The sequence below is a fragment of the Enterococcus sp. ZJ1622 genome (genome assembly GCF_011038845.1).
Lineage (GTDB): Bacteria > Bacillota > Bacilli > Lactobacillales > Enterococcaceae > Enterococcus_B.
On record NZ_JAAKDW010000003.1, the window covers coordinates 138,554 to 154,205 of the forward strand.

Consider the following 15,652-nt stretch of genomic DNA (forward strand, 5'->3'; position numbering starts at 1 on the left):
TGATAAAGTAATTCTATAAATCTTAATTATTTATCAAGATGTAAGAGATTACAATAGGACAATTTCAATCATATGTCAAAAATCTTTGTCTTTTTGAAAATTGACGATTGAAAACAGCGTGGTTTACATGGTAAAGTAATTCAGCTGAAAAAAAGAAGAAGGGGATAACTATGCAGTCAATCAAAAATACAATCAAACTTTATCTACTTGACTGGAAGAGAATTTTCAAAAACCCGATCGCAACACTTCTGATCGTTGCTATAATGATTATTCCATCGCTTTACGCGTGGTTCAATATCAAAGCTCTATGGGACCCATATGGCAATACTGGTGAATTGCCAATCGCTGTTTACAGTGCGGACAAGCCAGCCGAATTCCAAGGAGAAGAAGTGGCTATCGGAAAGCAAGTGATCGAATCGCTCCATAAAAACAAACAATTAGGATGGAAGTTCGTTGGTTCCGAGAAACAGCTGGAAGATGGCGTACGTTCGGGAAAATATTATGCAGGGATCTATCTGCCAGAAGATTTTTCCGAAGATCTGTTGAGTTTTACGAGCGGTGACATCAAAAAACCGAAAATCGAGTACACAGTCAATGAAAAGATCAACGCGATCGCACCAAAAATCACAGATAAAGGGGCATCGTCCATACAGGCCCAAATCACTGATGAATTCACTAAGACAGCCAGTTCGACTTTACTGACGGTGTTCAACGAGATCGGTTATGACCTCGATTCTAACCTAGTCAGCATCAATAAAGTCAAAGACATGATCCTGTCCACGGATGAAGACCTAGATACGATCGATGGCTACACGCAGCAAGTACTAGAATTGCAAGGCCAATTGCCTGAGATCAAAGAAAAATTGAACAAAGCCAATGAGTTCGTCGATTATCTGCCGAAAGTAGATGAGATGGGCGAGAAGGTCGTTGCGCTCAATGACAAAATGCCTGAGCTCAGAGAACAAGGGAAAATCATTTTAGATTTGCAGACAAAAATCCCAGAGATCCAAAACGCCGGTAAACAATTAGCGGAGATCGACAGCGATTTTTCTTCGATCCAAGACACGATGAACCAAGGGATCGATGAAGCCAAACAAGGCCTGACGATTATCCAACAAGTCCAAGACATCTTGCCAGATGTGAAAAATCTGGAAACGCAGGCGAACAGCTTAGCTGACCAGACAAAAGCGGGAGCTACTCAATTGAAAGACGCTGTACCAAGCATCACAAGCAGCGTGCAAGTGACGTTGGATTCGATTGGTCAAGTAGCGACAACGACGGGCTCGCTAATAGATTCCATCCAAGTTGGAACTGAATTAACAGATGAGCAAAAACAAGCAATACAAACTATCATTGATAGTATTCCACAGCAACAAGCTACTATTGACAAATTGATTCAATTTTTAACTGAATTGCAGAATAATGCCGGAAATGATAAATTACAGGGGATTATTGACAAGTTGACTCAAGGCAAAACGTTATTGGATGTATTGAAAAACGCCTTGAATACTGCTGTTCAGGCAGGAAGTATCAGTCAAGACCTCTTTAAAGAAATAAAAGATGCTATATCTAACGTGGAAGGTTTAATTAACGGCATTGATGTAAACAATGTCAGTTCTACTGTAACTTCCCTACTAGACCAAGTGATCAACACGATTGGAACTGCACAAGGCGCACTGAGCAAAGCAGACCAGATCGATTTTGAATCGCTACTAAGCTCCACGAAAGCGACTGTCACGAACGCTGTAGCGATCCTTGAGAAGTATCAGAAAGAGATGCCTGCGATTGGTCAAGAGGTGCATGACGCCAATACCATGCTGAATGGCAACATGGATACGATCGTCAATGGTATCAACCAAGGCGCAGACCTGTACAACAATGAGTTGCCGATATTAGAACAAAAACTTGGTCTTGCAGCAGATTTCATCCAAAATGACTGGCCGACTCTGAAAACAGAGATTACCAGCACATTGGGAACTGTCAATGAAAAAATGCCAGAAGTAGAAACAGCAGTCAATGCGGCCGCTGATCTGATCAATAATGATTGGCCAAGTATCAAGAGTGGTATCCAAAAAGCAGCAGATGCGATCCGAAAAGGGGAAAAAGAAGTCGATCTAGGCGAAGTCATCAAATTATTGAAGCTTGATGCGACGAAGGAAAGTGACTTCTTTACGAACCCAGTGGATCTGCAGACAAATGCCTTATATCCGATTGCGAATAACGGCTCTGCAAGCACACCATTTTACACAGCTCTTTGTTTGTGGGTAGGTGCCGTCCTTCTTTCAAGTGTAGCAACAACTGACTATTATCTTGGGAAGAAAGACCGCAACCACTTCACGAAACGTGAACAATTCGTTGCACGGATGCTGACTTTCTTGACGATGGCGATCGCTCAAAGTCTGATTGTTACGCTAGGAAATATCTTCTTGCTGGGCGTTGATGTCCAAAATCCAGTGTACAGTGTGTCCTTTGCGGTATTGATCGCTTTGGCATTCATGATGATCGTCTATGTCTTAGCCGCATTGTTCGACAATGTCGGAAAAGGGATCGCCATTATCATCTTAGTACTGTCGATCTCCGGCGGTGGGGGGAACTATCCGATCCAAGTTTCCGGTAAGTTCTTCCAAATGATCAACCCATTCCTGCCATTCACTCATGCAGTGAATCTGCTTCGGGAATCTGCAGGTGGGATCTATTGGCCAAATGCGACAAAAGCCATTTGGATCATGATCGGATTATTCATCGTGTTCGGTATCGTTGGAACAGCTGTTTATCCATATATCGAAGAAAAAATGACCAAATTCAAAGAAGCAGCACATGAGAGCCACATCTTCCATTAAGAGGTTGTGAGCCTGCTGTTTAACTCTGAGGCACAAGGAACAATTTCAAAAACAGCTTCTCATGTTTGATGTATATTGTGACTTGTGCCCGAGGAGTTGGCAGGAGAACACCGTGAATCAGAGGTTGTGACAACTGCGTTCTGCTTTAAGGAATAAGGGCACTGAACAGAAAATAGCTCCTCATATTTTCTTGTTCAGTGAACTTATTGCCGAGAAGCAGCAGTTGGAACACTGTTTATTCGGAAAAAAATGGCTGTGACAAGACTTTTGTCACAGCCCCCTGTAGATCAATTTATAGCGAAAAAAGGATAGAACCTGACTCGAAATGTCACGTTCTATCCTTTTGCTATAGTGTGTCGGAAAGGAGTAGAATAGGGCTTGATCTGACGTGCAATAAAGCGTTTGAAAGGACGCTTGATATTTTTCTGTTTTTTCCCAAATATTTTGTCAAAGTTTATTGACTTTTAAGGTGGGTGAGCGTACTATAACATCTTGTTTACTATAAATTTTCGACCATCAATTTTGAAGCAAATATGTGTGTAAAGGAGTTTAAAAATTGGACTACTTAAAAAGGTTATTAGTAGGTAAGCCTTTAAAATCTGCTGAAAACGATGAGCACAAATTGACGAGATTTGCTGCTCTTGCGTTATTGTCTTCTGATGCGTTATCGTCCATTGCATACGGAACGGAACAGATCGTTGTCGTGCTAGTTGCTTTGTCAGCTGCCGCTATCTGGTATTCTTTGCCTATTGCAGCATTTGTTATTATTTTATTGATTTCTTTGACGTTATCGTATCGCCAGATCATCCATGCTTATCCTCATGGCGGTGGCGCCTATGTCGTAAGTAGTGAGAATCTAGGAAAAAATGCAGGTCTGATCTCTGGTGGCTCACTCCTGATCGATTATATGCTGACTGTTGCTGTATCTGTATCAGCCGGAGCAGAAGCGATCACTTCAGCGATACCTGCTCTTTATGGGCATCAAGTGGCCATCTCGGTGACGATCGTGATACTCTTGATGATGCTGAATCTCAGAGGATTGAGGGAATCTGCTTCTTTTCTGCTCTTTCCGGTGTATACGTTCATCCTCGTGATCTCGATGCTGATCGTTGTCGGTTTGTTCAACATTGTCACTGGTGCGGTGCCACTGCATGCGACGGCTCTTCCAGGAGCTGCGGTCCCAGGGGTCTCGATCGCGCTGATCTTGCGGGCGTTCTCCTCGGGTTCTTCTTCTTTGACAGGGGTCGAAGCGATCAGTAATGCGGTGCCGTTCTTCAAGAAACCGCGCGCTAAAAATGCTGCGGCAACATTGACGATGATGGCAGTTATCTTAGGGTTCTTCTTCGTTGGTATCACTTTTATCAATTACTGGTACGGAATCGTTCCAGAAAAAGAAGTGACAGTATTAGCACAAATCGGTCAAGCAGTCTTCGGACACGGGATCTTGTATTATATCCTGCAATTTGCCACGGCATTGATCTTGGCAGTCGCAGCCAATACCGGGTTTTCTGCATTCCCAGTGCTTGCTTACAATTTGGCAAAAGACAAATTCATGCCGCACATGTATCAGGATCGCGGCGATCGTTTAGGCTATTCGAACGGGATCATCACATTGGCATTAGGTTCGATCGTCTTGCTGTTTATTTTCCATGGCTCGACGGAACGATTGATTCCACTTTATTCGATCGGCGTATTTATCCCATTTGCTTTGTCTCAAACAGGGATGGTCGTCAAATGGAAAAAAGAAGGGAAAAACTGGCTTGGAAAATCCATTGCCAATATCACAGGTGCCTTTATCTCCTATGCGATCATCGTGATTTTGTTCATCTATCGTTTAGGCGATATCTGGCCATTCTTCATCATCATGCCGATCGTGATGTTCATCTTTTACAAGATCCACGATCACTATAAGAAAGTGGCTGAACAGCTTCGTCTGGAAAAAGATGCGAAACTACATGATTTTGACGGAAATACTGTACTTGTTTTAGTCGGTAATGTGACGCGGGTCAATATCGGCGCGTTGAATTATGCGCGTTCGATCGGCGATTATGTCGTAGCGATGCATGTTTCATTGGATGAGGATGTCGAGAAGGAAAAAGAAATCGAAGCAGAGTTCAAGAAACATTTCCCTGATGTTCGTTTTTCTGTTGTCCACTCATCTTATCGCTCAATCGAAAATCCGATTATCCGCTATGTGGATATCGTCAGCAAGAATGCAGCGAAGCAAAACTATACGACGACTGTTTTGATCCCGCAATTCGTACCAAACCGCAGATGGCAGAATATCCTGCATAACCAAACAAGTTTGCGGCTTCGATTACGGCTTTCTTGGCGGGAAAATATCGTCATCAGTACGTATAGCTACCATTTGAAGAAATAGAACCAATAAGAGAAGCTGTGACAAGACTTTTGTCACAGCTTCTCTTTCGAATAAACGGTGTTCCAACTGCTGACCTTCGATATTAGCTCATAAAAATGCAAAATATGGGGAGCTATTTTACATTTTTTCTCTCTAATACTCAGGTCAAAACGCAGTTGTCACAACCTCTGATTCACGGTGTCCCCCTGCCAACTCCTCGGGCACAAGTCACAATATTCATCAAACATGAGAAGCTGTTTGTTGAAATTGTTCCTTGTGCCTCAGAGTTAAACGGCAGGCTCACGACCTCTCTAAACGGTGTTCCAACTGCTGCTTCTCGGCAATAAGTTCACTGCACAAGAAAATATGAGAAGCTATTTTCTGTTCAGTGTCCTTATTCCTTAAAGCAGAACGCAGTTGTCACAACCTCTCCACTAAATGGTGTTCAAAAGCTTGCATCTTCGGTAATAAGTCCAGCCAAACGAAAAATATGGAGAACTATTTTTGTTTGGCTGTTCTTATTACTTGATGCAGGGCAACTTTTTCACAACCTCTGATTCACGGTGTTCCAGAAGTAGCTTCTTCGAAAATAAGCCGAAATTCCACAAAAATTTGAAAAGCAATTTTCGTCAATCCCTTCTTATTTCTTGAAGCTGCCCACTTCTTTCACGACCTCTTTTTAATTGTTCTCAAATGCTCATCCAGCAATTACCTGACGGATGGAATAGATGGAGTATAGATCGTCTTTTGCTCGTAAAGTGCTTGGGTGATACCAGAAAGGAAATCTGCCGAGTTAGAAGCTTTCAGATTGTACATCAAAAAGATCCCATAATTCTCTTCTAACGTCCGTTTTGCAAATTGGACACTCTGGGCTTTATTCTGATCCACCTCAACCGCAGCAGCGCTCAAACGTGTTGTATCCATTCCAGGGAATTCAGGCGCACTCCACGTTCCGTAGTATGGATTCCAAGCGTAGTCGACATTTTTCGATACGCGATCGTCGAATCTGGAATTTTCAGCAGCTGGTCCAATGTTATAGAGGGTGATCAGTTTGTCATCGCCTAGACGTCCACGTAAAGCCTGCAGAAGCCAGATAAAAGACTGGTCATTCGGCATCGGTGTCTCATTTTTTCCGTATTCCGCATATTCATCATCGAAGTCGATCCCATCTAACCCATATTTCTCTACGACTTGCGCCAGTTCTGCAGCAAAAGCATCTGCGTTTTCATAGCTTTCGAAGTTGGCGAATCCTGCACCTTGATGATTCCCTAAAATCGACAGAAGGACTTTTGTCCCGCGTGCTTGTAATGGCTGTATCTGTTCCTCTTTGTCATTCAATGTTCGTTCGACTTGTTCATTCAGATAGAGATATGGCTTTTTTGTTTCCGAGTTATAATTGATATTTGCGGCGAAAATGATGCCTATATCGATTGCTGGTTTGTTTGAGCCTTCTAAAGTATACTTGCCGATATTATTAAACTCGTTATCATTCACCTCGACATACATGACCGTCTTTGGCACTGTTCTTTGTACATCTGCATTGCCTTTTACTGAAAACCCCAATAAACCAACGCCAAATAACAATAAGAACGCAAATGCTGGCAACCATAAAGCTGTACCCTGTTTTTTCATAAAAAAACCTCCTCCTGAATTCAATAGTTGGAATTTTAGAAAACGCTTCCTTTTTTATGATATCGATTATTGTGGTATCTGGCAAGGAGTTTTTTCGAGAAATGACTATCCATGTTTCTTGGAGACGAGGAAAGTGCTGATCGGAGTAGAGAAGAAGAGGAGAGTTAGGTACAAAAAACTAAGACTAGAAAATGGAATCAGCTGCCACTTCATCCATCACTAATCTTAGTCGTTTTTCTTTACTTGTATGGTTTATTCCAATTGAGATTTCTTTGATGCAGGATCAAGTCTTCGTTCCAATATACCTAGTACCCAGTCAGTGATGATCGCCATCAATGCGGTGGGCAGAGCACCTGCCAGAATGATCGAAGTCCCGTCTGTCGCATTTGTTCCGCGGATGATGATATCACCAAGTCCTCCTGCACCGACAAAAGCGCCAATCGCAGTGATTCCGATCGCAACGACCAGAGCATTTCGTATACCAGCCATGATGACGGAAACAGAAAGAGGCAGTTCGACCATGAATAACCGTTGTTTGGCGGTCATGCCCATTCCTTTCCCGACATCTAAGATATTTTTGTCGACTTGGATCATCCCAGTATACGTGTTCTTGATGATCGGCAGGAGTGAATACAAGAAGACAGTGACGATCACGACATTGACACCAAGCCCTAGACCAATCATCAAAATCGAGATCATGGCAAGAGAAGGGATCGTTTGGATAATATTGGCAAAGCGGATCACCCAATCAGCTAGTTTTCGCTTGCGTGAGACCAAGATACCAACAGGGATGCCTACGATCGCTGCAAGTAGAACGCCATAGATTGAAATCAGAAAGTGTCGGATAAACTGGGCGAAGACATAAGCGCCGTTTTCTTGGAAATAATAGAAAAACTGTTGGAATACATTCATTTTATCCATGAGCTTCACTTCCTTCAAAATAATGGTGTTCTTTCAAGAAACGTTCAGCAACGACAGAAGGTTCCACCAGATTGTTGTCTGCTTCGTAGTTCAGCTGCTGCATCTCTTCTGTAGTGATCGTATTCCCTAATTTATTCAGTGCTTCTTTCAGTCGCGGTGTGTCTTCGAGTATTTTATTATCGACAACTGGCGCAGCATCATAGGGCGGAAAGAACTGTAGATCATCTTCCAACATCACTAGGTCATAGCTTGCGATACGGCCATCTGTCGAATAGCCTAAGACGATATCCATTTTGCCTGCTTCCACTGCATCATAGACTAATCCGATCTGCATGGGCAAAATCGAATCAAAGGAGAAACCATAAGTTACTTGGAAACCGTCATAACCATCGCCTTTTCGATTGATCCAGGAAGTATCGACACCGGCAACTAGCTTGTCCGCGACATTTTTCAAGTCACTGACTTTTTTCAGATGGTATTTCTCTGCGGTATCTTTTCTTACAAGGAAGACATACGTATTTTCAAAGCCATAAGAAGGGAACCATGTTTGATCGTATCTTTTCTCAAACTCTCGGGTCACGATATCAAAGGCTTTCTTCGGATCTTTTTCAGGAGGAAGATTCAGTGTAGTCGTCAAATCAGTTCCTGTGTAACGAGCAGCTGAGATCGATGCATCGCCGTTCATCATTGCCTGATGATTGATCGTCGTTGTCGCTAGATTGTTGATGATCGCTGTGTTCTTATCTGTATAATGCTCCACCATACCGGCTACAAGACTGGCTAAGATCTGTGCTTCGGATGTGATCCCTCCTGTGATGGAGATCGTGTCTTCATCCGTGTTGCTTGCAAGACCAGGGAAGGAACAGCTGGCGAGGAAGAAGACAGTGAAGAATAGGATCATCGTATGTTTAAGGATTCGTTTCATTCGTCATTCTCCTCTCTAAGGGCGATCGGTGTCAGGTATTTTTCTAAGAGACCTAATAGCCAATCAGCTAAAAGCGCTAAGATAGTGACGGGGATCGTTCCAGCAAAGATCAGGTCAGGCTGATAGTTGTTCAGACCACTGAAAATCAAATCTCCAAGTCCGCCAGCACCGATGTAAGAGGCTAAAGTTGCCCATGCAATGACGTAGACTGCTGCCAAGCGTATACCTGCCATGATCGTTGGCATGGCGATCGGAAGTTCGACCGAGGTGATGGATTGATAATTCGTCATACCCATTCCTTTTGCTACATCTCGATAGTTCCAATCGACATTTTTCATGCCGATATAGGTATTACGCAGAATCGGCAACAATGAATAGATAAATAAAGCAATGATTGCAGGTGTTTTCCCTACACCGAACAGTGGGATCATCAGAGCGAGCAAAGCAAGAGAAGGGACAGTCTGCAAGGCACTCGTGATGCCAATCACGATGTTCGCGACTTTTGAAAAACGGGTCAGGAGCACACCGAGAGGAACAGCCACAAGGATCCCTAGAACTAAAGCGATACTTGAAATATAAATATGTTCAAGACTTTTGGAAAGTATCTCGGAGCCGTGCTGATTAAAAAATGCTTGCATCAGTTATCCCTCCTTTGCTTCGTCAGAGTCTGCAGAGCCGATCGCTTCAGTGATGGAATGGTCTTCTCCCCAGATCACGTCATAGACGATATCGACAAGGGAAGCACGTGTCAAGATGCCAACTACTTTGTTTTGCTCGTTGACGACAGGCACATATTTCAATCCGCGTTTCAAGATCCGCTGCAATGTATCACGAAGATAGGCGGACTCTTTGACGTAAAAGACATCTTTATTGAGGATATCGCCTACACTAGAGACTTTCCCACGTTTTTTATTCAGCGTCTCGACGTCGATAAATCCTTTGAGTACATTCGAGTTATCTGTTACAAGTAGCGTATCGACACGTTTTTCTCTCATGAGGCTGATCGCTTCTTGTAGGGATTTTTCCGGTGTGATCGTGATCGCTTTATTCAGCATCACTTCGCCTACACGAGTCGTGTCTGGTTTTGCCTGCAAGAGACGATCTTCACCGATCAGCTCTTCTACGAAATCGTTTGCAGGATGACGCAGGATATTTTCCGGCGTATCGAATTGGATCACACGTCCTTCACTCATGATTGCGATTCGACTAGCAAGTTTGATCGCTTCGTCCATATCGTGGGTAACGAAGACGATGGTTTTACCAAGTCGTTCTTGCAAATCTTTGACCAGATCCTGAAGTGAATCGCGAGTGATGGGGTCAAGGGCACCAAATGGTTCATCCATCAGTATGATATCTTGGTTGGCTGCCAAGGCACGCACGACACCGATCCGTTGCTGCTGACCGCCTGAGAGTTCGTGGGGATATCGGTCCAACATTTCACGAGGAAGTTCGACCAGATCGATCATTTTTTCTGCTGTTTTATTTCGCTCTTCCTGGCTGACTTTCAATAATTTCTGGACAAGGGTGATATTTTCGCGGATAGTCATGTGAGGCATGAGGCCGATGCTTTGGATCACGTAGCCGATTTGTCGTCGTAATTCAACGGGATTGATCTCTTGGATGGATTTTCCATCGATCAGGATTTTTCCTTTGGTCGGGTCAGTCATTCGGTTGATCATCCGCATCGTCGTGGTTTTTCCGCTGCCACTCGTACCGATAAAACAGATGAATTCGCCTTTTTCAAATGATAGATTGACGTCTTCGACAGCGATTTTTCCGCCTTTGTAAATCTTTGAGACATTCTGGAATTCAATCATGGTGCCACCTCTTCTTTTCATTTTCAGTGAAGATTCTCCTACTACTAGTATGCCTAAAAGAACGCCAGATTACAAATGAGGAATATTTTTGCAGCTATTCTGCATGTTTGTATTGAAGTAAAAGGGAGAAGCCAAGGAAAATCAGTCGCCGTTTTTTGCCAATACAGCACGAAAAATGGTAGAATGATTGAGCACATGATAGAAAGTGAGTGACGATATGTTAACAACAGAAGATTTTGATTTCGACTTGCCAGAAGAACTGATCGCTCAAACGCCATTGAAAGATCGCGACCAGTCACGCTTGCTTGTCTTGAATCGTGAAACAGGAGAAATGGAAGATAGACATTTCCATGACATTATCGATGAGTTGAATCCAGGCGATGCACTGGTGATGAACAATACACGCGTTTTGCCCGCACGTTTGTATGGGGAAAAACCAGAAACAGGTGCCCATCTAGAGGTATTGCTTCTAACGAATACAGAAGGCGATACATGGGAAACCCTGATCAAACCAGCAAAACGTGCCAAAGTCGGTACACGGATCTCATTTGGTGACGGACGTCTGCAAGCTGTTGTCAAAGAAGAGCTGGAACATGGCGGACGGATCATCGAGTTTGAATATGACGGTATATTCTTAGAGATTCTTGAATCATTAGGGGAAATGCCTTTGCCGCCGTATATCAAAGAACGTTTGGAAGATCCAGATCGTTACCAGACAGTCTATGCAAAAGAAAATGGTTCGGCAGCTGCACCAACTGCTGGTTTGCATTTTACAGAAGGATTGCTGAAAGAAATCGAAGCAAAAGGCGTTGAACTTGTGTATCTGACACTCCACGTAGGGTTAGGTACATTCCGTCCTGTCAGCGTAGATAAAATCGAAGAGCACCATATGCACAGTGAATTTTATCGTTTGACGGAGGAAGCCGCTGACCGTTTGAACCAAGTACGTAAAAATGGCGGGAAGATCGTTGCAGTCGGAACAACTTCGATCAGAACATTAGAAACGATCGGAACGAAATTTAACGGAGAGATCAAAGCCGATAGCGGCTGGACAGATATTTTCATCACACCTGGCTATCAATTCAAAGTAGTTGAAGCTTTCTCGACGAATTTCCATTTGCCAAAATCGACCTTAGTGATGCTGGTCAGTGCCTTTGCAGGCAGAGAACTGACGTTGTCTGCGTACCAGCATGCGATCGAGGAGCGTTACCGGTTCTTTAGCTTTGGTGATGCGATGTTTGTGAAATAAAGGATAGATATAAAGAGGTTGTGAAAAAGCTGCCTTGCATCAAGTAATAAGAACAGCCAAACAAAAATAGATCTTCATATTTTTTGTTTGGTTGGGTTTATTACCGCAGATGCAAGCTTTTGAACACCGGTAACTAGAGGTTGTGACAACTGTGTTTTGACCTGAGTATTAGAGAGGAAAAATGTAAAATAGCTCCCTATATTTTGCATTTTTATGAGCTAATATCGAAGGTCAGCAGATGGAACACCGTGAACCAGAGGTTGTGAGCCTGCCGTTTAACTCTGAGGCACAAGGAACAATTTCAACAAACAGCTTTTCATGTTTGATGAATATTGTGACTTGTGCCCGAAGAGTTGGGAGGAGAACACCGTTTAGTGAAGAGGTTGTGACAGAAGTGGGCAGCTTCAAGCAATAAGAAGGAATTTACGGAAATCGCTTTTCAAATTTTTGTGGAATTTCGGCTTATTTTCGAAGAAGTTACTTCTTGAACACTGTGTGTGAGGTTGTGACAACTGCGTTCTGCTTTAAGGAATAAGGACACTGAACAGAAAATAGCTTCCCATATTTTCTTGTGCAGTGAACTTATTGCCGAGAAGCAGCAGGTGGAACACCGTTTATTCGGAAAAAGAAAAAGCCGAGCTCTCGATTAGCTCGGCTTTCTTGTATCTCGGAAGGAATCAAATAAACAGAAATGAGTGTAACTTTCCATCATACATGTAAAGTACGTTGTTGAATTTCTTCTTGATAAACAAAAAATCTTGTTTTCGTTACATCTTCAACAGTTGAAACATCTCTCGTTTCGTATTCAATTTTCAGACGTTTACGTTATTCAATTGTTACGTATCGTTTTACTTCTTGTCTTGGATGTTGATTGATCCAAACAGCCATACGCATTCACTATTTATAAGGGTGTACTCCACACGCATGTCTAGGTGAAACTTGTACTTCTAACAACTTTGTTTGCTTATTCTGATCTATCGAGAAATTCTTCTGCTTATTTGATGGTATCCTCCTTCCTTACACTCATAATATAGCATGGATTGGTAGCGTTTTCAAATAGAAAGACTTCGATTTTTACCTTTTCTTAAACAAAGTGTGTGCCAAATAGGGTAATTGTTTGAAGTAATTAAAAAAAGCGTGTTATAGTAAAATAAGTACCTTTTTTTGTGTGTACAATTTTGAAGGAGGAATAGGATGGAAGAATACAAGCAAACAGTGGAAGAAGTAAAGGAAAAAACAAAGACAGATGTAGCAGACGGACTGACCTCGCAAGAAGCAAAAGAGCGAGGGAAGAAACAGGGACTGAACAAATTCGACGAAGCGCCGAAAGAACCGTTGATCAAGAAGTTCATTCGAAGTTTGTCTGATTTTACAACGATCGTTCTACTTGTCGCAGCGGTGATTTCATTTTACACCGCTTTTGCGACCGAACATGGTGACTTGTTTGAAGGACTGTTGATCATTGCGATCGTCATCATCAACTCGGTGTTAGCGATCGTGCAAGAAGGCAATGCAGAAAAAGCGCTGGAATCTTTACAGGAAATGAACAAGCAGACAGCTTCTGTTTTGCGAGATGGAAAAGTGATGGAAATCGAGGCAGAACACTTGGTTGTCGGGGATGTGCTCATTTTGGAATCTGGAGCAGCGATCGCAGCAGATGCCCGTCTGGTAGAATCCTCTCAACTACGCGTAGAAGAATCTGCATTGACTGGAGAAAGTGAAGCGGTTGAAAAAGATGCAGATTATGTTGGTCAGGAAGATGAATCGCTTGGTGACCAGATCAATATGGTGTTTAAAGGCTGTACAGTCGCAGCTGGTAGAGGGAAAGCAATCGTCACAGCAATCGGGATGGACACGGAGATGGGTAAAATCGCCGGACTGCTGAATGAAGATACAATGCAAAAAACACCATTACAGATCCGCTTGAACCAATTAGGGAAGCGAATCAGTATGATCGCCTTGGCAGCCGCAGCTTTAGTTTTTGTTATTGGTGAATTACAAGGCGAACCGTTACTAGAGATGTTCATGACGTCCATTTCGTTAGCGGTTGCTGCAGTGCCAGAAACATTGACTGTCATCGTGACCTTGACCCTTGCCTACGGAGTACAGAAAATGGCAAAAAAACATGCGATTATCCGGCAGCTTCCCGCTGTAGAAACGTTGGGTACGGCAAATGTCATCTGTTCAGATAAAACAGGAACCTTAACGCAAAACAAAATGCGCGTCCGGCGTGTCTGGAGCAAAGAAGACGAAGTGACAGATATCGAAGATTCCATGACGAACAGCGCGATGGAAATACTGAAAATGGCCGCACTATGTACCGATGTCACCGTCGAAAACGAAAATGATGACCTGATCATCAAAGGAAACCCGACAGAAGCTGCCATCGTACGCGCAGTTGAAGAAAATTATCACACAAAAGCAGAACTCGATGAAAAATATCCGCGTGTCAATGAACTGCCTTTTGATTCTGAACGGAAAATGATGACAACGGTCCATCAAATGGGCGAAAAGTATATTTCAATCACAAAAGGGGCATTCGATGTACTTGCGCCTCGGTTCAGCACAGGCGATGTAGAACAAGCCGCGATCGTCAATGATCATTTTGGCAGACGAGCCTTGCGAGTGATTGCTGTAGGATTTGCTACTTATGATGAAGAGCCCAAAGAAATCACATCAGAAGCATTGGAAAACAACCTTCGTCTGATTGGTCTGATCGGGATGATCGATCCGCCGCGTCCAGAAAGTAAAGGCGCGATCAAGCGAGCGAAAAAAGCAGGAATCAAAACCGTGATGATCACAGGGGATCACGTGGTGACAGCAAGCGCGATTGCTAAAGAACTTGGCATCCTCACAGACAAATCAGAAGCACTTTCTGGAGCAGAGCTGCATCGGTTATCCGATGAAGAATTAGATGAACGCGTGAAGGGTCTGTCCGTTTATGCTCGAGTAACGCCAGAAGACAAAATCCGGATCGTGAAATCCTGGCAGCGGACAGGCGCAGTAGTTGCGATGACAGGTGATGGGGTCAATGATGCGCCAGCATTGAAAGCAAGTGATGTCGGTTGTGCGATGGGGATCACAGGAACAGATGTCGCACAAAGCGCTTCAGATATGATCTTGACAGATGATAATTTCGCGTCAATCGTCGATGCAGTGAGCCAAGGACGCTCAGTGTATCAGAACATTCGTAAAGCAATCAATTTCCTGCTAAGCTGTAATATCTCTGAGATTTTTATCGTTTTGATTGCGATGCTAGTAGGATGGGGCGCACCTTTCACAGCTGTGCAGCTATTGTTCGTCAACGTTGTAGCAGATGGTCTCCCAGGATTTGCCTTAGGAAGAGAACCCGCAGAACATGGCATCATGGATCAGCCGCCGATTCCTAGGAATGAAGGAATATTTGCGCGTGGTCTATTGAAAAAAATCGCGATAAATGCTGGAATCTTCACGATCGTCACCTTGTTTGGTTACTATCTGGGGACGTTTGTAGATACGATCAGTCCTTGGGTCGATGCAAGTCAAGAAGTAGGACAAACCGTGGCATTCTTAGTCTTGGCGTATTCTTCGATCTTACATGTATTCAATGTGCGGAGTAGCCAGTCGATTTTCAAAGTCAATCTTGCGACGAACAAATCTTTACTAGAAATGGCTGTACTAGCTTTAGCGATCACGACAGCTGTAGCGTTACTGCCATTTACTCAAACATTATTCGGATTGGTGCATATCAGCTTGAATCACTGGTTCCTTGTCGGTATCTTATCGATCGTGCCAATTGCGGTCAACGAACTGATCAAGTTCCACCAATTGCCAGAAGAAGAGGAAGCAGAAGAAGCATAAGGAAATCATTTAAAAAAAGAGGTTGTGAGCCTGCCGTTTAATTCTGAGGCACAAGGAACAATTTCAAAA

The 15,652-nt window shown here is 43.3% G+C and carries 10 protein-coding genes; 5 read left to right on the top strand and 5 right to left on the bottom strand.

Annotated features, from left to right (window positions below):
• Window positions 1-170 precede the first annotated feature (170 nt).
• Window positions 171-2,840: a YhgE/Pip domain-containing protein gene (locus tag G7Y42_RS03945; RefSeq protein ID WP_165004240.1), complete on the top strand. Its 2,670-nt coding sequence runs from the start codon at window positions 171-173 to the stop codon at window positions 2,838-2,840.
• A gap of 556 nt (window positions 2,841-3,396) precedes the next feature.
• On the top strand, window positions 3,397-5,220 hold the full coding sequence (locus tag G7Y42_RS03950) for an amino acid permease (protein ID WP_165004243.1): 1,824 nt from the start codon (window positions 3,397-3,399) through the stop codon (window positions 5,218-5,220).
• Window positions 5,221-5,907: 687 nt separating this feature from the next.
• Here G7Y42_RS03950 and G7Y42_RS03955 read toward each other — a convergent pair.
• From G7Y42_RS03955 to G7Y42_RS03975, 5 genes are all read right to left on the bottom strand, one after another.
• Complete coding sequence (locus tag G7Y42_RS03955; protein ID WP_165004246.1) at window positions 5,908-6,831, bottom strand: endo-beta-N-acetylglucosaminidase H; 924 nt, start codon at window positions 6,829-6,831, stop codon at window positions 5,908-5,910.
• A gap of 252 nt (window positions 6,832-7,083) precedes the next feature.
• Window positions 7,084-7,761, bottom strand: a complete 678-nt coding sequence (locus G7Y42_RS03960) for an ABC transporter permease (protein WP_277424417.1) — start codon at window positions 7,759-7,761, stop codon at window positions 7,084-7,086.
• On the bottom strand, window positions 7,745-8,677 hold the full coding sequence (locus G7Y42_RS03965; RefSeq protein ID WP_165004249.1) for an osmoprotectant ABC transporter substrate-binding protein: 933 nt from the start codon (window positions 8,675-8,677) through the stop codon (window positions 7,745-7,747). The genes G7Y42_RS03960 and G7Y42_RS03965 overlap by 17 nt, the downstream gene beginning before the upstream one ends.
• Entirely contained in the window at window positions 8,674-9,315 is a 642-nt protein-coding gene (locus G7Y42_RS03970) for an ABC transporter permease (protein ID WP_165004252.1), read from the bottom strand. The genes G7Y42_RS03965 and G7Y42_RS03970 overlap by 4 nt, the downstream gene beginning before the upstream one ends.
• A 3-nt stretch (window positions 9,316-9,318) precedes the next feature.
• Window positions 9,319-10,494, bottom strand: coding sequence for an ABC transporter ATP-binding protein (locus tag G7Y42_RS03975; protein WP_165004255.1), 1,176 nt, complete (start codon window positions 10,492-10,494; stop codon window positions 9,319-9,321).
• 217 nt (window positions 10,495-10,711) lie between these two features.
• Here G7Y42_RS03975 and queA point away from each other — a divergent pair, with 217 nt between their 5' ends.
• From queA to G7Y42_RS03990, 3 genes are all read left to right on the top strand, one after another.
• Entirely contained in the window at window positions 10,712-11,743 is a 1,032-nt protein-coding gene (queA, locus tag G7Y42_RS03980; RefSeq protein ID WP_165004258.1) for a tRNA preQ1(34) S-adenosylmethionine ribosyltransferase-isomerase QueA, read from the top strand.
• Between the two features lie 238 nt (window positions 11,744-11,981).
• Window positions 11,982-12,158, top strand: a complete 177-nt coding sequence (locus tag G7Y42_RS03985; RefSeq protein ID WP_165004262.1) for a hypothetical protein — start codon at window positions 11,982-11,984, stop codon at window positions 12,156-12,158.
• Window positions 12,159-12,937: 779 nt separating this feature from the next.
• Window positions 12,938-15,583 carry a cation-translocating P-type ATPase gene (locus G7Y42_RS03990; RefSeq protein WP_165004265.1) on the top strand — a complete coding sequence of 882 codons (2,646 nt, stop codon included), beginning with the start codon at window positions 12,938-12,940 and terminating at the stop codon, window positions 15,581-15,583.
• Window positions 15,584-15,652: the final 69 nt, after the last annotated feature.